This is a genomic window from Nonomuraea muscovyensis, assembly GCF_014207745.1.
Taxonomy (GTDB): Bacteria; Actinomycetota; Actinomycetes; order Streptosporangiales; family Streptosporangiaceae; genus Nonomuraea; species Nonomuraea muscovyensis.
Genome location: NZ_JACHJB010000001.1, coordinates 181,724 through 200,140, shown reverse-complemented (window position 1 = coordinate 200,140; position 18,417 = coordinate 181,724). Strand labels below are relative to the sequence as shown.

The window sequence follows — 18,417 nt, the reverse complement described above, 5'->3', positions numbered from 1 at the left end:
ACACCACGACGGTGCCCATAGGCTGGCACCCATGGGAATGGTCGGGACGGTAGGGCTGGTGCTGCACCCGCGGCGCGACTCCAAAGAGGCGATCGACACCATCGTGAGCTGGGCCGCCGGCCGCGGGGCCACCGTGCTCGGGCTGCCCGAGGAGGTCGGCCGGATCGACTGCAGCGCCGTGGCCGTCGGCCCCGACGCCCTCGTCCAGCGGTCCGACCTGCTGGTGAGCCTCGGCGGCGACGGCACCATGCTGCGCACCATGCGCCTCATCGCGGGCCGGCCGACTCCGGTCCTCGGCGTCAACCTCGGCCGGCTCGGCTTCCTGGCCGAGATCGACGTCAGAGAGCTGCCCGCCACGCTGTCGGCCATCGCCGACCACGCCTACACCGTCGAGCCCCGCATGGCCATCCGCACCTGCCTCGACGGGACCGACGTCACGGCGTTCAACGACATCGCCCTCGCCCGCATCCCCGGCGAGGGGCTGGCAGCCGTGGCCGTCGTCGCGGCGGGCCACCCCTTCGTCCGCTACGCCGCCGACGCGGTCATCGTGGCCACCTCCACCGGGTCCACCGCCTACAGCTTCTCGGCCGGTGGGCCGATCATCTCGCCCCGCGTCGAGGCCGTGCTCGTCGTGCCCGCCGCCGCCCACTCCGTCTTCAACCGCGCCCTGGTGCTCCCCGCCGACGAGGAGGTCACGCTGGAGCTGCTGCCGGCCAGCGGGCGGCTGGCCGTGGAGGTCGACGGCGCCGTCGTCGGGCACCTGTGCCCGGGAGACCGCCTCACGGTCACCGCGCTGCCGGGCGCGGCCAAGGTGGTGCGGCTCGGCACGACGTTCTACGAGCGGGCCCGCCGCAAGCTGCGCGTCGACGGCAGCGTCGAGGCCGGCTGACCCGCCCCCCGGCCATGACGGCCGAGGGAGCCAGGGCGGTCGTGCCCGTGGTCGTGCCCGTGACCGTCCCCATGGGTGTCGCGGTGGGCGTCGTCGTCCTCAGGATCGCGCCGCGACGCCACCAGGGCCGCGAGCGCCGTGGTGATCGGCACCGCCGAGATCAGCCCGAGCGTGCCCACCACGCTGCGGACGATCTCCTGCGCGATGACCGGCGTGGCCAGCGCCTCGCCCAGGGGCTGGTTGCCGATGCTGAACAGCAGCAGCAGCGGCAGCGAAGCCCCCGCGTACGCCAGGATGATGGTGTTGATCACCGAGGCGATGTGGGCCCGGCCGACCCGGCTGCCGGCCCGGTACAGCCGGCGGAAGCCGTAGGACGGGTTGGCGGCGGCCAGTTCGGTGACCGTGACCGCCTGCGTGACCGTCACGTCGTCCAGCACGCCCAGCGCGCCGATGATGATGCTCGCCAGCAGCAGGCCCTGCGTGTCGATCGGCATGCTCATGCCGAGCGTGAACGAGCTGTCGTCGGTGACGCCGCTGAGCCGCGCGAAGCCGATCGACGCGTACGACAGCACGCCGGTGACGGTCAGGCTGGCCAGCGTGCCCAGCACGGCCATCGACGTCGTCAGCGTGAACCCGTGTGTCAGGAACAGCACGCTCAGCATGATCGCCGCCGCGCCCACGATGGCCACCAGCATGGGCGGCTCGCCCCCGAGGATGCCGGGGATCACGAAGGTCAGCAGCAGCACGAACGTGATCGCCAGCCCCACCAGCGCCGTGACGCCCCGCCAGCGGCCGAACGCGATGACCGCCAGCGCGAACGCCACCCCGAACAGCCACAGCTGCGACTCCCGGTCGTGGTCGGAGATCTGGTAGCCCGTGCTCTCCGGCTCCGGGTCGTCGAACTTGATGAGCACCACGTCGTCGCCCGCCTCGAAGCGCTGCGCGCCCGGCCCGGTCGGCAGCGGCAGCTTCACCTGGCGGCCGGTGTCGGGCCCCTCGGTGACGCGCACCACGGCATCGCCGCAGGTGGCGGAGTCGGCGGGCGGCATGCCCTCCGGCGTCGGCTGGCACGGCTGGCGTTCGACGGCGAGCACCGTGCCGCCGAGCTGGGAGACGCCGTCCGCGGGCACGTCGGCCTGCTGCCCGGCGGGCCACAGCCACACCAGCATGACCACCGTGGCGATCGCCACCGGCACCAGCACGGCGAGGGTCGCCACGACCGCGCGCCGCGAGGTGGGCACGCTCGCTCCGTGCCCGTGGTTGCCACCCATCAAGCCTCCTCGCACTCGAGGAGTGACAGTACTGCACGAACCAGGCGGGTATCCGCCCGTTCGCCGGGTAGGCGCAGGCTCATGGCGACGCTGGTGGGCACCTCGGGGTGGCAGTACCGGGACTGGCGCGGGGTCCTGTACCCCGAGGGAGTCCCGCAGCGGCTGTGGCTGGAGACGTACGCGGCCACGTTCCCCACCGTCGAGAGCAACAACGCCTTCTACCGCCTGCCGTCACCGGAGTCGTTCGCCGGCTGGCGCGAGCGCACGCCCGACGGTTTCGTCATGGCCGTCAAGGCCAGCAGGTACCTCACCCACATCAGACGGCTGGCCGGCCCGGAGGAGCCCGTGGCGCGGCTGATGGCGGCCGCCTCCCAGCTCAAGGAGAAGCTCGGCCCGGTCCTGCTGCAGCTTCCGCCCACGCTCAGGGCAGATCCCGGCGCGCTCGACCGGTGCCTGGCCTGCTTCCCGGGCGGCGTGCGGGTGGCGGTGGAGTTCCGCCACCCGACGTGGTGGACCGGTGAGGTGCGCGACGTCCTCCGGGCGCGCCACGCGGCCCTGTGCTGGGCCGACCGGCTGGGCCGGCCGGTCAGCCCGTTCTGGCGCACCACCCGCTGGGGGTACGTGCGGCTGCACGAGGGCCGGGCCACCCCGCGGCCGGAGTACGGCCGCGCGTCGCTCGCCACGTGGGCCCGGCGCGTCCACGAGGCCGGGTGGGACGACGCCTACGTCTATTTCAACAACGATCTCGGGGGAGCGGCCGTGCGCAACGCGCTCCGCTTTGCCAGACTCGTTTAGGTGCGCACTCGCCTGTATCGCAACGGAGTCCTCGACAAGGAAGGTTTCCCCGCCGAGGAGATCTCCGACTACGTGCGCGACCCCGCCAACGTCGTCTGGCTCGACCTGTGCTCCCCGGACCGGCACGACCTCGCCCTGCTGGAGGAGGAGCTCGGGCTGCACGAGCTGGCCGTCGAGGACGTCGTCTCCGAGAACCAGCGCCCCAAGGTCGACGTCTACGACAACCACCTGTTCATCACCATCTACGGCGTGAGCCTGGACGACGGCCGGATCGACACGGTCGAGGTGAGCGTCTTCGTCACCCGCAACGCCCTCGTCACCATCCGCGCGAACGAGCGCTTCGACATCGGCCAGGTGGTCAGGCGCTGGGACGCCGCCGGTCACCGCCTGGGCGGGTACGGCGTGGCGTTCCTGCTGCACGGGCTGCTCGACTATGTCGTCGACGGCCATCTCGACGTCGTCGACGAGTTGGACGGGCGGATCGACGCCCTGGAAGAGTCGCTGTTCGAGGACGATCGGCAGCTGGACGGGCGGGCGTTGCAGCGCACCATCTACGAGCTGCGCAGGAACGCCACCCGGTTCCGCAAGATCGTCATGCCCATGCGGGAGGTGGTCGGCACCCTGATCCGCCGCAACCATGGGCTGGTCGCCGGCACGGAGATCGGCCCCTACTACGAGGACGTCTACGACCACGTGCTCCGGGTGAACGAGTGGATCGACTCCACCCGTGACCAGCTCGCCAACCTGCGCGAGACCCGCCTGGCCCAGCAGGGCTTCCGGCTCAACGAGATCATGAAACGGCTGACCGGCTGGGCGGCCATCATCGCGGTGCCCACCCTGATCACCGGCTTCTACGGGATGAACGTGCCCTATCCGGGCTCGGGCCGGACGTGGGGGTTCTGGCTGTCGGCCGTGCTCATCTGCGGCATCTCCGTGGGGCTTTACGCCGCGTTCAAGAAGCGCGACTGGCTGTAGGGCGGACGGCCGTCAGAAGGCCGGCCGCGCCCACGCCGCCAGCTCCTCGACCGGCACGACACCGGCCTGTCCGCCGTCCCTCAGCCGTACCGGCGCCCGGTCCAGCGGCCCGCCGGCCGCCACCTCGCGCGGCCCCACCACGAGCTGGTACGGCACCAGCCGGTGGGCCCTGATCCGGGCGCCCAGGCTGCCCCGGCCGGGCGGCGCCAGCTCCGCCCGCAACCCGGCGGCGACGCAGCGCCGCAGCAACCCCCCGGCCGCCGGCAGTTCGGCGTCGGAGACGGGCAGCACCACCGCCTGAACCGGCGCCAGCCAAGCGGGGAACGCGCCGCCGTGCGCCTCGATCAGGTGCGCCAGCAGGCGTTCGAGGCCGCCGACCACGCTGCGGTGCACCATGACGGGCCGGCCGCCGCCGGTGTGGCGCAGGTCGAAGCGCTCGGGCTGGAAGAAGTCCACCTGGACGGTCGACAGGGTCGACTCGCGGCCGGCCGGGTCGGCGATCTGGATGTCTATCTTGGGCCCGTAGAAGGCGCCCTCGCCGCGTTCCTCGTCGTAGGGGCGCCCGCGCTCCTCCAGCACGGCCCGCAGGACCGCCTCCGAGCGCGCCCACATGGCCGGGTCGTCGACGTACTTGCCGCCGTCGCCGCGCAGTGAGAGCCGGTAACGCGCCGCCCGGACGCCGAGCCGCGCGTGCGCGGTCTCGATCAGGTCCAGCGCCGCCGACACCTCGGCGGCGGCCTGCTCGGGGGCGCAGAAGACATGGCCGTCGTTGAGCTGGATGGCCCGGACCCTGGTCAGCCCGCCGAGCACGCCCGACAGCTCCGAGCGGTACATCCCGCCCAGCTCGGCGACGCGCAGCGGCAGGTCGCGGTGGCTGCGCCGGCGGGAGCGGTAGAGGAGCGCGTGGTGCGGGCACAGGCTGGGCCGCAGCACGAACTCCTCGCCGCCCACCCGCATGGGCGGGAACATGTCCTCGGCGTAGTGCGCCCAGTGGCCCGATCTCTCGTACAGCTCCCGCTTGCCGAGCACTGGAGAGTTGACGTGCTGGTAGCCGTTGCGGCGTTCGAGCTCGTGGACGTAGTCCTCGACGGCCTTGCGGATCGCCGCGCCGGCGGGCAGCAACGACGGGAGCCCGGAGCCGACGAGCGGGTCGGTGTGGAAGATGCCCAGCTCACGGCCGAGCCTGCGATGGTCGTTCATGACCGCGGTCCCTTCGGGAGAGCGAGCGAACGACGGTGTCCCCGGGCGTCCGCCCGGGGTGCATGGATCAGCGCGCCGGGAACGGGTCCGGCGTCGTGGTGACGATGGCGCGCTGCATGCGGCTCACGTTAGCACTCAGCCCTTGGCCGCCGCATTGACGATTCGGGTCGTGGAGCGGCCGGGGATCGCCTCCAGCTCCCAGCACTCGGCGCCCAGCAGCGCCGCCGCGGCGCGCCTGGCGCCCGCGTGGGGGTCGCCCGCGGTGTGCGCGAGCGCGCCCGGCCGCATGGGGGCGAGCAGGTCGATGTAGTCCTCCGGGCCGTGCGCCGCGGGCGGACCGGTGACGATGAACACGCCCGACACGAAACGCAGGGCGGCCATCACCTCCGCCCGCTCGGCGGCGGTGTTGAGCGGGCGGCTCGGCCCCTTCCAGGCGCGCACGCGCGGATCGTCCTCGATGCCCACCACCAGCGGGAGCCCCCGGGCGGCGACGGCGCCCAGATAGCGCACGTGCCCGACGTGCAGGATGTCGAACACGCCGGTGACGACCGCCGCCCCTGGCTCGGTGTGGGGCTCCACCCAGACGGCCTCCAGGCTGCTCACGTCCGGCACCCTCCTCGTCGATACGTCGATCCGCAGACTACTCGGTCCGCCGTGGCCTCCGTGCGGGTGACCATGGGAAAGGGCATTCCTACCTTTTCGTGACACCTCTGGAGCCTGGTGGCGCGTCCTCTTACGTCGCCGGAATCGGGGAGGTCGCCGTGACACCGCCGCACCCGCACGTGCCCACCCAGCACGGGCCCACCCAGCACGGGCCCACCCAGCACGGGATGGAACCCGCCCCCGACCCGGGCGGCGGCGAGCCGGGGGAGAGGCGCGCGCACGGGCGCGGCCCGCGTGATCTCCTGGTGCGGCTGCCCGGGCTGCCGTCGCAGGTGTCGCGGGTGCGCAGGCTGGTCACCGCCGCCCTTGGCCGCGACCACCCCCTGTACGACGACTGCGTGCTGCTGGCCAGCGAACTGGCCACCAACGCGATCCTGCACTCCCGATCGGGCGCCGGAGGGTGGTTCACCGTGGCGGTGCACGCCTCGGGCGAGGCGGTGCGGGTGTGGGTGGCCGACGCGGGTTCCGACGAGCCGCCGTGCGTGTGCCGTACCGGCTCGCGCACCGCGACCAGCGGGCGCGGCCTGCCGCTGGTGGAGGCCCTCAGCGACCGCTGGGGCCTGAGCCGCAGCGGCGGCGCGACCACCGTCTGGTTCGAGCTGGCCCACGCCGCCGGCTGGAGCTGACCCCCCGGCCGCCGGAGCGGGTCAGGCCCGCTCGACCTCCAGCACGAGGGCCGAGGCGGGGCGCAGACCGGGGGCGGGCAGGCCCAGCTCGCCGAGCACCGAGCCCGGCAGGCGGACCGGCTCCCGCGCCCACGCGGGCAGCACGGCCCCGCCGGGCGCCGGACCCGCCACCCGCACCTCGTACACCGCCGCCGGGTCGAGCCCCGGCAGGCGCAGCGGCGCGGGCGCCGACGCGACCGGTGAGGCGAGCTGGACGAACGCGAACACCGCCCGCTCCGGCAGCACCACCCCGTGCACCAGCGCCGCCGGGTCCGGATGGTCGGCGCGGACGACCCGCCCGGCGTGCAGCACCGGGCGCAGCCGCTTGTGCAGGGCGATCCAGACCGCCAGCTCCTCCCGCTCCGCCTCGCTCGCCGACGTCAGGTCCCACTCCACGCCCATGTGCCCGAACAGCGCGGTCGCGGCGCGGAACGCCAGCGGCAGGGACCGGCCCGTGACGTGGTCGTGCGGCGCGCCCACGTGGCTGCCCATCATCTCCGGCGGCACCAGCAGCGCCGTCCAGCGCTGGATGGCCTGCCGGTCGATCGCGTCGTTGCTGTCGGACGTCCAGACGCGGTCGGTGCGGGCCAGGACGCCGTAGTCGACGCGCGCGCCGCCGGAGGAGCACGACTCGATCTCCAGCGCCGGATGGCGGCGGCGCAACTCGTCGATCAGCCGGTAGGCGGCCAGCGTCTGGGCGTGCACCCCGGCGACGCCGTCGTGGACGGGTTCGGCGATGTCGCGGTTGTGGTCCCACTTGATGTAGTCGAGGGAGTACTCGCGCACCAGCGTGTCGAGCCGGTCCAGCAGGTGGTCGAACGCCTCCGGCCGGGCCAGGTCGAGCACCTGCTGGTGGCGCTGCGGCGGCGGTGTCCGCTCATGGCGGCCGAGGATCCAGTCGGGGTGCTCGCGGGCCAGGTCGGAGTCGGGGTTGACCATCTCCGGCTCGAACCAGAGCCCGAACTGCATGCCCAGCTTGCGTACGTGGTCGGCCAGCGGGTGCAGGCCGTCGGGCCACACCTGCTCGTCGACGTACCAGTCGCCGAGCCCGGCCCGGTCGTGGCGGCGGCCGCGGAACCAGCCGTCGTCCAGCACGAACCGTTCGACGCCCGCCTGCGCCGCCTGGTCGGCCAGGCGCAGCAGCCGGTCGAGGCCGTGGTCGAAGTAGGTGGCCTCCCAGTTGTTCAGCGTGACCGGCCGGACGGGCAGCGGCCGCCCGCGGCGGGCCCGCAGGTGGTCGTGCAGGCGCCCGCCGGCCTCGTCGAGCCCGCTGCCGGACCAGGTGAAGTAGACCCACGGCGTCAGGTACGTCTCGCCCTCGGCGAGGGTGATCTCGCCGGGCGCGAGCAGCTCGCCGCCGGCCAGCAGCGCCGCGCCCTCCGGCAGCCGCTCGGCGTGGTGCAGGTGGTCGCCGCTCCACCCGGTGTGCACGGCCCACACCTCGCCGCCGCGGAACCCGAACCCGGCCGTGCCCGCCACCAGCAGCCCGGTGCCGTCGTGCCCGGTACGGCCGCGCCGGTTCTCCCGCGACCAGACGCCGTAGGTGAACGGTCTGCGCTGCGGCGTCTTCTCCAGCGCCCAGCGCCCGGTGAAGTCGAGCAGCTCGGCCGCCCGCGCGGGCACCGGCAGCGCGCAGGTAAGCCCGTCCAGCCGGTACGGCGTCGGGGCCGTGTTGGTGAGCGCGTGGCGCATCGTGACGACGCCGTGGGCGTCCATGGCCAGCTCGGTCGCCAGGCGCAGTCCGGCCCGGGGGTCGGAGGCGGTCACGGTCACGGTGCCGCCCGCTCCGGGCGCGGGCCTGGCGTCCAGGGCGTCGAGGGTCCAGCGGACCGGCCAGTGCTCGCCGTGCCGGGTGCCGGCCAGGCCCGGCCGGCCGTACCAGCCGTCGCCCTGGGAGGGCAGCAACGGCGGGACCGGCGCCAGCGACTCCAGCGCGGGCGCCAGCACGGAGCCGGCGACGGGGCCGAGGTCGGCGCCGAAGTGGCCTACCCGGGGCAGGCCGGGGCCGGAGTCGTCGAGCACGAGACAGGCACCGGCCGCGGACAGGATGACGGGGGGCACGTCGGGCTCCTTACGCTGGGCGGCGGTCGGCGCCCGCCGCGGATCTGCTTCGCCGTACGAGCGTCGCACGGCGGCGCGCGGAGCGGGCGCGCCGATCAGATGTCGAGACGGCACAGCCCTTCGGACAGGGCCTTGGTGGTGAGCCGGGTGCGGCTGTCGCAGCCGAGCTTGGCGAAGATGTGCTCCAGGTGGGTCGTCACCGTGCGGACGCTGAGCACCAGGGCGGCGGCGATCTGCGGGTTGGAGTCGCCGGCGGCGACGCGGGTCAGCACGTCCACCTCCCGGCCGGTCAGGTCGTACGGCAGCGCGCAGGGCCGCTCGGCCACCACCGCCCCCTGCACCGAGCCCTGGAACCCCACCCCGGCGCGCACCAGCCGCAGCTCGTGCCAGCCGCCGTCGCCGTCGATCCAGAGGCCGTGGCGGCTCAGCTCGCGCGAGTCGATGAACGCCCGGGCCAGCACCGCGAGGGCCGGTTCCTCCATCAGCGTCGCCGACACGCCGGCGCCGGGCACCGAGCGCCGGGTGCCGACCCGGTCGAAGGCCACCGCGTGGAACCCGCTCGGCAGCCCCACCGGGTCGATCACGCACCGGGTCAGGTCGGTGACGTGCGCCAGCATCGGCGTCACCGCGCTCACCAGTTCGCCGGTGCGTTCGGGGAACCGCTCGCGGGCCGCCAGGTGCAGCAGGCCCGTGTAGCGGCCCTCGGTGAGGAACAGCGGCGCGGTCAGCCCGGCCCGCCAGCCGTAGGGGGCGAGGTGGCGGCGGAAGTAGCGTTCGGTGCCGGGCTCGGGCATCGGCACCGGGGCGCGGGTGGTCAGGGCGCGGCGGTAGGCGTCGAGCCCGGTGTACTCCTCGGCGGCGTCGCCGTCGATGCGGGCGTGGCCGTCGGAGACCACGCTCTGGTGGCGGCCGGTGGCCGGGTCGAACGCGACGAACTCGTAGGCGTCGAGCGGCACCACCCGGCGCAGCGCGGTCATCGCGCCGTGCGCCCCGCCGCCGCCGGCGACCTCGTAGCCGACCTCGGCGAACGCCTGGAGCTGGCGGACGTTCAAGGTGATCTCGGCCACGATCCTTTATATCCCACCTCGCCCCTCGAACGGGCGCGCTGAGCGCGGAGCGTCAGGCATGATCGCGTAATCTTCGCTGCATGACCGCCGACCAGGTAGCGCGGAAGGTGACGGATCTACTGGCGCCGCAGGTGCTGGTCATCGCCATGCCGCCGACCGTGGGCCTGATCGCCCAGGGCTGGGCCGGCGCGGTGTGGGGGCTGCTCGCCTCGGTGCTGTGCGGCGGCGTGCCGGCCGCGGTCATCGCGGCCGGGGTGCGGTCCGGGCGGCTCGACTCGCACCACATCGTCGACCGGGCCCGCCGCACCGGGCCGCTGCTCGCCGCCGTGGTCGCCGTGCTGGTCGCGCTCGTGCTGCTGGTCGTGCTGGGCGCGCCCGACCTGCTGGTCGCCACGGTGACCGCGATGCTCGTCGCCCTGGCCGTCACGGTGCCGATCACGCTGCGCTGGAAGATCTCCTTCCACGCCGCGGTGTCGGCGGGCACGGTCGTGGTGCTCGCCCACGTCCTGCCGCCCGCGCCCACCCTGCTCGCCGGGGCCGCCGTCGTGGCCCTGGTGTGCTGGGCCCGGGTCCGGCTCATCCACCACACCCCCGGCCAGGTGCTGGCCGGAGCGCTGGCGGGCACGCTGACCACCTGGGCCACCCTGGCGGCCTTCGGCGTGACCTAGGGACGGACAATCCGCGGGCATGGGATCAATTGGCCTGTCCCATGCTCCCCAGCGGGAACGGTGGCGATGTCACAGCGCCGGGGTCGCATCGGTGTGGGTGAAGTCGTCGCCCTTGAACAGCAGCGACTCGTGTCGGTCGCGTGCCAGCGCGTAGGAGAAGCAGTCGCCGAAGTTCAGCCCCGCTTTGTGCCCGCTGCCCTTGCCGTAGTCCCAGTAGGCGCGGCGGGCGATCTGCGCCTGCTCGGGTGTGACCGGCATGATCTCGATCCGCATCCTGGCCAGGAAGTCGTCCAGGAGCCGGGAGGCGGCCGGATCGCGACTTCGCTCCACCGCCGCGGCCAGCTCGACGTAGGTCGCGGCCGACATCCGGCGCGCCGGAGCATCTCGGATGGCCACGGCGAGGTCGGTGGCATCCGGCTCGCCGTTGAGGATCGCGACGATCGCGCTGGTGTCGATGATCATGCGGGGAGTCCGGTCTCCGGGTCGTAGAGGAAGTCGGTGGACAGATCCGTCGGGCTGAGCCGAGAGCGGATCTTTGCGGCGAGGGCGAGAAGGTCGTCGGCCATCGCGGCATCCTGGGTCACCTGGCGACGGGCGAGCAGCCGCTCGCGTCGCTCCCGGAGCGCGGAGATGACCGCAGCGGTCTTACTTTCTCCAGTGAGAGCACTGACTTCGGCCGCCAGTCGATCGGCCTCCGGGTTTTTGATGTTCAAGCTCACGGCCAGCTCCTTTCTACCTCTACTACCCTCTGATTCTACCCTTTCTCGTAATCGGTGTTCTCGTTTCTTGGGCCGCCCCGGCGACTCTTCAAGCGAATGCCGGCGACTGAGGGCGTGGAGGCCCGCTCAGGCTGCCCGGCGGGCGGCTCCGAGGACCGTGCGCAGCACGTCGGGGCGGTTGGTGATGATGCCGTCGACGCCCAGGCCGGCCAGGCGGCGCATGGTGTCCGGGTCGTCCACGGTCCAGGTGTGGACCTCCATGCGCAGCGCGTGCACCCGCCGGACGTACGCGGCCGTGACGTCGCCGTGCGGCGGGTTGATCTGGCGGGCGAAGCGCGCCAGCGCCGGCAGTTCGGCTACGCCCGGCGTGCCGAGCAGGCCGACCGGCACCCGGGGCATGACCCGGTGGAACCTGCGCATGGCCGCCCAGTCGAACGACTGCACCACGGTCCGGCCCGGGGCGAGCCAGTGCGGGTCGCGGCGCAGCGCGGCGGACACGCGGGACTCGATGCCCGGGTAGAGGTGCGGCGCCTTGATCTCCAGCAGCAGGCCGAGCCCGCGGCCTCGCATGGCGCGCAGCGCCTCCTCCAGCGTGGGCACCGGTTCGCCCGCGTATTCCGGGCCGAACCACGAGCCGGCGTCCAGCCGGCGGATCTCGGCCAGCGTGAAGTCGCCGACGTTCCACGGCGCCCGGTCCGGGAAGACCTCCTCGGCGTCGGTGGTGCGGGCCAGCGTCGTGTCGTGCACGAGGACGAGCCGGTGGTCCCTGGTCTCCTGGACGTCCAGCTCGTACAGGTCGGCGCCCTGCTCGGCGGCCAGCTCGAAGGCGGCCACGGTGTTCTCCGGCGCGTACGCGGACGCGCCGCGGTGGGCGACGTCGACGGGCCTGGGCGCGGCGGCGGTGGCGGGTGGGGCGGCGGCCGCCAGGATCATCAGCGCGGTCGTGGTGGCGAGGCCGAGTCGTCGGAACATGGGTCTCCTCGGGGGGCGGGGCCGGCTGTGATCCGAATCTGACAATCCTGCATGACCGCGCGTGGTGATCCGGGTGACTTCCGGATGCCGGCCGGGTGAGCATCGCGCGCAACCGTGCCCGCCGAAGAGGTCTGTTTCCGGGTTTGACAGGAGGCCGCACCATCCAACACCCTTTCACTATTGGAATAGTGAAAGGGTGTTACGAGTGATCGAGTTCCACCTGGACCGCGGGTCGGGGGTGTCGACGTACCTGCAGCTCGTGCACCAGGTCAAGCACGCCCTGCGGCTCGGCGCGCTCCGGCCCGGCGACCAGTTGCCCACCGCGCGGGAGGTCGTCGAGAGCCTGGCGATCAACCCCAACACCGTCCTGAAGGCCTACCGGGAGCTGGAGCGCGAAGGACTGGTCGAGGGCAGGCCGGGACAGGGCACGTTCGTGCGGCGGACCCTCGGCGGGGCGACGCTCGCCGAGCACACCCGGCTGCGGCGCGGACTGGAGCAGTGGGTACGGCAGGCGCGCGGCGCCGGGCTGGACCAGGACGATGTGGCCGCCCTGTTCACCGCCGTGACCACCGACCTCGCCAAGGAGGACATCGCGTGACGCCGGTGCTGGAGACGACCGGGCTCGGCGTCCGCTATGGGCGGACGTGGGCGCTGCGCGACTGCTCGCTCGCGGTCCCGCGCGGCCGGGTGGCCGCCCTCGTCGGCCCCAACGGCGCGGGCAAGACCACACTCATGCACACCGCCGTCGGCCTGCTGAAGCCGTCGGCCGGGCAGGTGACGGTACGCGGCGAGGTGGCCTTCGTGGCCCAGGACAAGCCGCTCTACGACGGGTTCACCGTCGCCGAGATGCTCACCTTCGGCCGCCGGATGAACCCCCGCTGGGACGACGAGGCCGCGCGGGGCAGGCTCGCCGGCCTCGGCATCCCGCTGGAGCGCCGGGTCGGCCGCCTGTCGGGCGGCCAGCAGGCGCAGGTGGCGCTCACCCTCGCCCTGGCCCGGCATCCCGGCCTGCTCGTGCTCGACGAGCCGCTCGCCAACCTCGACCCGCTGGCCAGGCACGACGTGATGAGGGCCGTCATGGCCGAGGTGGCCGCGCACGAGCTGACCGTGCTGCTGTCCTCGCACGTGGTCTCCGACCTGGAGGACACCTGCGACTGGCTGATCGTGCTCAACGGCGGGCGCGCCCAGGTCAGCGGCGACATCGAGGACCTGCTCGACGGGCACCGGGTGCTGACCGGCCCCGCCGAGCTGGCCGAGGGGGTGGCGGCCAGGACCCGGGTGGTCGCCGCCGGCGGCTCGGGGAGGCAGACCACCCTGCTCGTCCGCGACCGGCCGGTGCTCGATCCGCGCTGGAGCGCGCGGCGGCCGGGGCTGGACGAGCTCGTCATGGCCTACCTGCGCAGCCCCGGATCGGCGGCCCTGCCCGGCCCCGCGCGGCAGGGGGTGGGCGCGTGATCTGGCTGACCTGGCGCCAGCACCGGGCGCAGATCCTGCTCACGGCCGGTTTCCTCGCGGTGCTGGGGCTGCTGCTGCTCGGCTCGGCCGTCGAGGCGAAGCTGTACGTGGCCGAGCACGCCCCACCCGGCTGCCCGGGGGGCACGGCCCACTGCGGGGACCTGGACGTGGCAGTGGGGCTGGGGGAGCGCTACGACGCCGTCTACACGCTCTTCGGCTGGATGCCGCTGGTCCTGCCCGCGCTGATCGGCGCGTTCTGGGGCGCGCCCCTGCTCGGCCGCGAGTACGAGCGCGGCACCCACCGGCTCGCCTGGACCCAGGCGATGCCCGTGGGGCGCTGGCTGGCGGTCAAGCTGGCCGTGCTCGGCGGCGCGGTCGTGGCCGGCGGGCTGGCGCTGTCGGCGATGGTCAGCCTGTGGCGGCCGGTGTTCCGCGACGGGATCGACTCCTCCTTCGGCAACGTCGGGGTGTTCAACATGGTCGGGGTCGCGCCGGCGGCGTGGTGGCTGTTCGCCTTCGCGCTGGGCACGGCGGCCGGGACGCTGTTCAGGCGCACGCTGCCCGCGATGGCGCTGGCCGTGGCGGGGGTGGCGGTCGCCATGTTCACGCTGGTGACGCTGCTGAGCGACCACTACGCCGAGCCCGCCCGTACCGTGCTGACCGGCACCGTCACGCTCGACGACCCCGACGCCAGGCTGGTCGGCGCGACGTGGCTGGACCCGGCGGGCCGGGAGGTCGCGGACCCGCCGTCCTCGGTGTGCCCCCGGCGGGTGGACGCCGGGCGCAGCAGCCGCAACGCCGAGGCGTGGCAGGAGTGCCTGTTCGGCAAGGGCTACCACTACGCCGTCTTCTACCATCCGCCGTCGCGCTTCTGGCGCTTCCAGTGGACGGAGGCCGCCATCCTCACGCTCACCTCCGCGGCACTGGGCGGCCTGGCCGTGCGCCGGACGCTGCGCCGCAGAGTGTGACCGGCGAGAAAACCGGTGGGGGCGACCGGTGTGCGGCCGGTCGCCCCGTCCGTCACCTGCGCTTCTCCACGGTGGCGCGGACCGACTCGACGCCCTTCTTCAGCTCGGCCGCCACCGCGGCGAAGACCTCCGCCGCGGGCTGGTTGTCGGCGTAGATCTTCTGCAGCCCGCCGTAGATCGCCCGGTTGGCGTTCGGCACCAGCAGGCGCACCTGGTCCTGGGCCTTGGTCTTCGGGAGCTGGTCGACCGCCATCTTGAAGTTGGGCTTGTCGGCGAACAGCTTCTTCATCTCGGCCGTCTCCAGCGCCGCCTTGGTCGAGGGCAGGTAACCGGTCTCGACGGACCAGCGGGTGGCGTTCTCCGGCCTGGCCAGGAACGACAGGAACTGGAACGCGGCCTGCTTGCGCTCCTTGGCGGCCCCGGCCATGATCGAGATCCCGCCGCCGCCCGTCGGGCAGCCGAACGCGGTGTGCTCCGGCAGGAACGCGGTCCCCACCTCGAACGGGGAGTCCTTCGTGATGCCCGTGAGCGCGCCGGTGGACTCGCAGACGGTGGCGATGAGCCCGTTGGCGAAGTCGAGCTTCGGGCTCTGCGCCATGTAGGCGAGCTTGTCGTCGTGGATGAGCCGGCGCTGCCACTCACCGGCCTCGACCGCGCCGCCCTGGTCGATGGTGACGTCGAGACCGCTTGAGTAGGCGCCGCCCCACTGCCACACGGTTCCCTGGAACTGCCAGTCGCCGTCCACCTTGAAGTACGCGGTGAGCTTGGGCGACTGCCCATTGACCTTCCGCGCCGCCAGGGCGGGGGCCCACTCGCGCAGCTCGGTCCACGTCTCGGGCCCGCGGTCGGGCAGCCCGGCGGCGGCGAACAGCTCCTTGTTGTAGTAGAACAGCGGCGTGCTGCGCGCGAACGGCACCCACCACACCTCGTTCTTCACGGTGCCCTCGCCGATGAGCTGGTCGATGTAGTCGGCCGGCTTGAGCGAGCCGCCCGAGAAGTACGAGCCCAGCGGCTCCAGCGTGTCGTTGAGATGGAACTTGTTCCAGGTCACCTCGCTGAAGACGCACAGGTCGGGGAGCTGGCGGGCCTGCATCGCGGTGGCCAGCTTCTGGGCGGTCTCGTCGTAGGTGCCCTGGAACTGCGCCTCGACGTAGATGTCGCTCTGCGAGCCGTTGAACGCGGTGACGAGGCGCTGGAAGGCGTCACCGGGGACGCCGCTCCAGGGGTACCAGATCACGACGCGCTGCCGCTTGGCGTACTGCTCGGGCACCTTGCCCTCGGGCTGCGCCATGCCCGAGCCGGAGCCGCCGCAGCCGGCGGCGAAGGCGAGCAGGCCGGCTCCGGCGGCGCCGAGGAACTGTCGCCGGTTGAGCGAGGCGATCATGGCTGGGTCCTTTCCGGTGGAACGTGGGGGTCAGCCCTTGACGGCACCCCGGGTGAGGCCGGCGACGATGTGGCGCTGGGCCAGGAAGAACAGGACGAGGACGGGGGCGACGACGAACATGGTGGCGGCCATGACCGCGCCCCAGTTCGTGTAGCCCTCCTGGTTCTTGAGCAGGAGCAGGCCCACCGGCAGGGTCCGCATGGACGCCGTGTTGGTGACGATGAGCGGCCAGATGAAGTCGTTCCACTTGCTGACCAGCGACACGATGCCGACGGTGACGAGCATCGGGCGCGACAGGGGCAGCACCACGCTCCACAGCGTCCGCAGGTGGCCGGCGCCGTCCATCCGGGCGGCCTCGACCAGCTCGCCGGGCAGGGTGAGCATGTGCTGGCGGAGCAGGAACGCCCCGAACGCCGAGGCCACCCCGGGGATGACGATCCCCTGGTAGGTGTTGATCCAGCCCAGCTCGGAGACGGTCAGGTAGTTGGGCAGCAGCGTCACGTGGCCGGGCACCATCATCGCGCCGAGCAGGACGGCGAACAGGATCCGCTTGGCCGGGAAGCGGAGGTACACGAACGCGTACGCCGTGAGCACGGCGTTGGCGACCTCCAGCACGGTGCCGGCGACGGTGGTGACGGCCGAGTTGAGGTAGAAGTCGGCGAACGGCGCGGAGTTCCAGGCGTCGGCGTAGTTGGCGACGCGGATGTCGGTCGGGATCCAGGCGGGCGGCCAGGTGTAGATCTGCGACGGGTCCTTCAACGAGGACGTCAGCAGCCAGTACAGCGGGCCGACCATGATCACGCCGACGACGACGAGCAGGGCGTACTGGGCGGTGCGTACGAGCCTCACTGGTAGTGCACCTTCCGCTCCAGGTACCGCGCCTGCGCGAAGGTGATGGCGACGATGACGGCGAACATGACGATCGCGCCCGCTCCCGCGGGACCCGCCTGGAAGCTCTGGAACCCGGACTCGTAGACGAACCACGACAGCGTGGTCGTCGCGCCCGCCGGACCGCCGCCGGTGGTCAGCGCGATGACGTCGAACGCCTGGAAGGAGCTGATCGTCGAGGTGATGACCAGGAAGAACGTCACGGGCGACAGCAGGGGCAGGGTGAACCTCCGGAAGGTCGTCCACGGCCCCGAGCCGTCGAGCGCCGCCGACTCGTACACCTCCCGGGGCAGGTTCTGCAGGCCCGCGAGGTAGACGATGGCGGCGAAGCCGGTGTTCTTCCAGAGGTAGACGATGATGACGGCCGGCAGCGCCCAGTCGGAGTCGGTCAGCCACGCCGGCGACTGCGCGCCGACCGCCGCGAAGAACACCCGCGACAGCCCGTAGTTCGGGTCGAAGATGAACGCCCAGGCCAGGCCCACCGCCGCGCCGGAGAGCACGTGGGGGGCGAACACCATGGTCCGGACGAACCGGCGGCCCCGCAGCCGCTGGTTGAGCAGCATCGCGATGCCCAGGCCGAACACCATGCCGCCGCCCACGACGCCGACCGTGAAGTACAGGGTGACCAGCAGCACGTCGGCGAACCCCAGGCCGGTGAACAGATCGGCGTAGTTGCCGAGCCCGACGAGGTTCTTCACCGGCGCGATCATGTCCCAGTCGGTGAGGCTCAGGTAGGCGTCGTAGATGACCGGCCAGTACGAGAACACCGCGATGAGCAGGAAGTTCGGCCCGACCAGCGCGAGGAACAGCAGGTGCTCGCGGCGCAGCCGCCGGCGGGCCCCGGAGGCGCCGGAGGCGGGTCCCGTGGCCGTCCCGGGCGGTGCGGCGCCCGCTCGCGACCGGCCCGGGGTCGTCACCGCCGGCATCAGGGCGTTCCGGCGTCCGCACGCAGGCGCAGCAACGAGGAGATGTCGTCGACGACGATCCCGTCGACCCCGTACTCCATCGCGGCGACGACCTCGGCCTCGTCGTCGAGCGGGCCGACCCAGACGTGGTAGCCGCGTTCGCGCATCGCGGGCACGCCGGCGGCGTCGGCCACCTTCCACCGTGGTCCGAAGTACTGGGGTCGCAGGGCGTCGAGCAGGTCCCGGGGCGGCGGCCGTTCCTCGGTCCAGTCCAGGCCGATCGCCGCGTCGGGCGCGTCGGCGCGCAGCCGCGCCAGGGCCTCGCGGCCACCCCGGCGGGCCGCGACGAAGATGGACCGGCCGAAGGCGTCGCCGTGCCGGCGCAGCAGGGCGACGGCGGGTTCGACGACGTCGTCGGTCTTGAGATCGACGAGGAACGTGGTGTCGCCGAACGCGTCGAGGACCTCCTCGAAGGCCGGCACCTGGTCCTCGCCGCCCAGGCCGCGCACCTGGTCGAGGGTGAGGTCGGCGACGTCGGCGGGATGGCCCCACAGCCGTTCGAGGCTCGCGTCGTGGAGCAGCACGATCCGGCCGTCGCGGGTGAGGCGCAGGTCGAACTCGAGGGTGTTGGCGCCCTTGCCGACCGCCGACAGCAGCGAGGGGAGGGTGTTTTCGCGGTGGACGAGCGGATCGCCACGATGCGCGATCGTGAGGAACACGTGGTTCTCCTAGCGGGGGGTGACGTGCCAGCACATCGCGCTTTTAACACAAAACCGCGTTGTGTTCACGGCTGTAGTTAACACGATCGTCACAGGGCAAACAAGGGGTGCGAAGAGCCGCCGTGGCGCGCCCTCCCGTATGGGCACGCAGTC

Annotated in this window: 20 protein-coding genes; 8 read left to right on the top strand and 12 right to left on the bottom strand. The window is 72.8% G+C overall.

Annotation, left to right across the window (positions count from 1 at the left end; genetic code table 11):
- Positions 1–31 precede the first annotated feature (31 nt).
- Positions 32–889 carry an NAD(+)/NADH kinase gene (locus FHU36_RS00915; protein WP_185081911.1) on the top strand — a complete coding sequence of 286 codons (858 nt, stop codon included), beginning with the start codon at positions 32–34 and terminating at the stop codon, positions 887–889.
- Here the strand turns inward: FHU36_RS00915 and FHU36_RS00910 are convergent.
- The gene (locus FHU36_RS00910) at positions 835–2,160 is read right to left on the bottom strand and encodes a YibE/F family protein (RefSeq protein WP_185081910.1); all 1,326 of its coding nucleotides are present in this window, start codon (positions 2,158–2,160) and stop codon (positions 835–837) included. The two genes, FHU36_RS00915 and FHU36_RS00910, sit on opposite strands and share 55 nt — an antisense overlap.
- Before the next feature lie 81 nt (positions 2,161–2,241).
- On the opposite strand from FHU36_RS00910, the gene FHU36_RS00905 reads away from it, so the two are divergent.
- Together FHU36_RS00905 and FHU36_RS00900 are read left to right on the top strand one after the other, a co-directional pair.
- Positions 2,242–2,955 (top strand): DUF72 domain-containing protein, encoded by a 714-nt coding sequence (locus tag FHU36_RS00905; protein ID WP_185081909.1) that lies wholly within the window; start codon positions 2,242–2,244, stop codon positions 2,953–2,955.
- A complete protein-coding gene (locus tag FHU36_RS00900; RefSeq protein WP_312891384.1) occupies positions 2,956–3,930 on the top strand; it encodes a magnesium transporter CorA family protein in 975 nt (324 codons plus the stop codon). It begins immediately after the preceding gene.
- Positions 3,931–3,942: 12 nt separating this feature from the next.
- Here the strand turns inward: FHU36_RS00900 and thrS are convergent, their stop codons facing one another.
- Entirely contained in the window at positions 3,943–5,130 is a 1,188-nt protein-coding gene (gene thrS / locus FHU36_RS00895) for a threonine--tRNA ligase (protein ID WP_185081908.1), read from the bottom strand.
- A 135-nt stretch (positions 5,131–5,265) separates the two neighbouring features.
- Positions 5,266–5,733 carry an adenylyltransferase/cytidyltransferase family protein gene (locus FHU36_RS00890; RefSeq protein ID WP_185081907.1) on the bottom strand — a complete coding sequence of 156 codons (468 nt, stop codon included), beginning with the start codon at positions 5,731–5,733 and terminating at the stop codon, positions 5,266–5,268.
- 158 nt (positions 5,734–5,891) lie between these two features.
- Here FHU36_RS00890 and FHU36_RS00885 point away from each other — a divergent pair, with 158 nt between their 5' ends.
- Entirely contained in the window at positions 5,892–6,419 is a 528-nt protein-coding gene (locus FHU36_RS00885; protein WP_312891383.1) for an ATP-binding protein, read from the top strand.
- Positions 6,420–6,440: 21 nt separating this feature from the next.
- Here the strand turns inward: FHU36_RS00885 and FHU36_RS00880 are convergent, their stop codons facing one another.
- On the bottom strand, positions 6,441–8,519 hold the full coding sequence (locus FHU36_RS00880) for an alpha-galactosidase (protein WP_185081906.1): 2,079 nt from the start codon (positions 8,517–8,519) through the stop codon (positions 6,441–6,443).
- A gap of 95 nt (positions 8,520–8,614) precedes the next feature.
- Entirely contained in the window at positions 8,615–9,586 is a 972-nt protein-coding gene (locus FHU36_RS00875) for a helix-turn-helix transcriptional regulator (RefSeq protein WP_185081905.1), read from the bottom strand.
- 80 nt (positions 9,587–9,666) lie between these two features.
- Between FHU36_RS00875 and FHU36_RS00870 the strand changes: the two genes are divergently transcribed.
- Positions 9,667–10,254 carry a hypothetical protein gene (locus tag FHU36_RS00870; RefSeq protein WP_185081904.1) on the top strand — a complete coding sequence of 196 codons (588 nt, stop codon included), beginning with the start codon at positions 9,667–9,669 and terminating at the stop codon, positions 10,252–10,254.
- A 69-nt stretch (positions 10,255–10,323) separates the two neighbouring features.
- Here FHU36_RS00870 and FHU36_RS00865 read toward each other — a convergent pair whose 3' ends face one another.
- The 3 genes from FHU36_RS00865 to FHU36_RS00855 form a co-directional block, all read right to left on the bottom strand.
- Positions 10,324–10,716, bottom strand: a complete 393-nt coding sequence (locus tag FHU36_RS00865; protein ID WP_185081903.1) for a type II toxin-antitoxin system VapC family toxin — start codon at positions 10,714–10,716, stop codon at positions 10,324–10,326.
- On the bottom strand, positions 10,713–10,973 hold the full coding sequence (locus FHU36_RS00860) for a type II toxin-antitoxin system VapB family antitoxin (protein ID WP_185081902.1): 261 nt from the start codon (positions 10,971–10,973) through the stop codon (positions 10,713–10,715). The genes FHU36_RS00865 and FHU36_RS00860 overlap by 4 nt, the downstream gene beginning before the upstream one ends.
- Before the next feature lie 126 nt (positions 10,974–11,099).
- Complete coding sequence (locus FHU36_RS00855) at positions 11,100–11,945, bottom strand: glycerophosphodiester phosphodiesterase (RefSeq protein WP_185081901.1); 846 nt, start codon at positions 11,943–11,945, stop codon at positions 11,100–11,102.
- Between the two features lie 205 nt (positions 11,946–12,150).
- Here FHU36_RS00855 and FHU36_RS00850 point away from each other — a divergent pair, with 205 nt between their 5' ends.
- From FHU36_RS00850 to FHU36_RS00840, 3 genes are read left to right on the top strand one after another with little or no spacing between them, the layout of a single operon-like run.
- On the top strand, positions 12,151–12,543 hold the full coding sequence (locus tag FHU36_RS00850) for a GntR family transcriptional regulator (RefSeq protein WP_185081900.1): 393 nt from the start codon (positions 12,151–12,153) through the stop codon (positions 12,541–12,543).
- Positions 12,540–13,400 (top strand): ABC transporter ATP-binding protein, encoded by an 861-nt coding sequence (locus tag FHU36_RS00845; protein ID WP_185081899.1) that lies wholly within the window; start codon positions 12,540–12,542, stop codon positions 13,398–13,400. Before FHU36_RS00850 ends, FHU36_RS00845 begins: the two co-directional genes overlap by 4 nt.
- Complete coding sequence (locus tag FHU36_RS00840) at positions 13,397–14,368, top strand: ABC-2 membrane transporter-related protein (RefSeq protein ID WP_185081898.1); 972 nt, start codon at positions 13,397–13,399, stop codon at positions 14,366–14,368. Before FHU36_RS00845 ends, FHU36_RS00840 begins: the two co-directional genes overlap by 4 nt.
- Positions 14,369–14,420: 52 nt before the next feature.
- Here the strand turns inward: FHU36_RS00840 and FHU36_RS00835 are convergent, their stop codons facing one another.
- Genes FHU36_RS00835 through FHU36_RS00820 form a run of 4 tightly spaced genes read right to left on the bottom strand, consistent with a single transcriptional unit; the run spans position 14,421 to position 18,264 of the window.
- Positions 14,421–15,752: an ABC transporter substrate-binding protein gene (locus FHU36_RS00835; protein WP_185081897.1), complete on the bottom strand. Its 1,332-nt coding sequence runs from the start codon at positions 15,750–15,752 to the stop codon at positions 14,421–14,423.
- A gap of 30 nt (positions 15,753–15,782) precedes the next feature.
- The gene (locus FHU36_RS00830) at positions 15,783–16,601 is read right to left on the bottom strand and encodes a carbohydrate ABC transporter permease (protein ID WP_221495721.1); all 819 of its coding nucleotides are present in this window, start codon (positions 16,599–16,601) and stop codon (positions 15,783–15,785) included.
- A complete protein-coding gene (locus FHU36_RS43990; protein WP_221495720.1) occupies positions 16,598–17,557 on the bottom strand; it encodes a carbohydrate ABC transporter permease in 960 nt (319 codons plus the stop codon). The genes FHU36_RS00830 and FHU36_RS43990 overlap by 4 nt, the downstream gene beginning before the upstream one ends.
- Before the next feature lie 8 nt (positions 17,558–17,565).
- The gene (locus FHU36_RS00820; RefSeq protein ID WP_185081895.1) at positions 17,566–18,264 is read right to left on the bottom strand and encodes a glycerophosphodiester phosphodiesterase; all 699 of its coding nucleotides are present in this window, start codon (positions 18,262–18,264) and stop codon (positions 17,566–17,568) included.
- Between the last annotated feature and the right edge of the window lie 153 nt (positions 18,265–18,417).

Coding starts and splice junctions, on each gene's coding strand:
- FHU36_RS00915 (WP_185081911.1), top strand. CDS start 32: ATGGGAATGGTCGGGACGGTAGGGCTGGTGCTGCACCCGCGGCGCGAC.
- FHU36_RS00910 (WP_185081910.1), bottom strand. CDS start 2,160: ATGGGTGGCAACCACGGGCACGGAGCGAGCGTGCCCACCTCGCGGCGC.
- FHU36_RS00905 (WP_185081909.1), top strand. CDS start 2,242: ATGGCGACGCTGGTGGGCACCTCGGGGTGGCAGTACCGGGACTGGCGC.
- thrS (WP_185081908.1), bottom strand. CDS start 5,130: ATGAACGACCATCGCAGGCTCGGCCGTGAGCTGGGCATCTTCCACACC.
- FHU36_RS00870 (WP_185081904.1), top strand. CDS start 9,667: ATGACCGCCGACCAGGTAGCGCGGAAGGTGACGGATCTACTGGCGCCG.
- FHU36_RS00865 (WP_185081903.1), bottom strand. CDS start 10,716: ATGATCATCGACACCAGCGCGATCGTCGCGATCCTCAACGGCGAGCCG.
- FHU36_RS00855 (WP_185081901.1), bottom strand. CDS start 11,945: ATGTTCCGACGACTCGGCCTCGCCACCACGACCGCGCTGATGATCCTG.
- FHU36_RS00835 (WP_185081897.1), bottom strand. CDS start 15,752: ATGATCGCCTCGCTCAACCGGCGACAGTTCCTCGGCGCCGCCGGAGCC.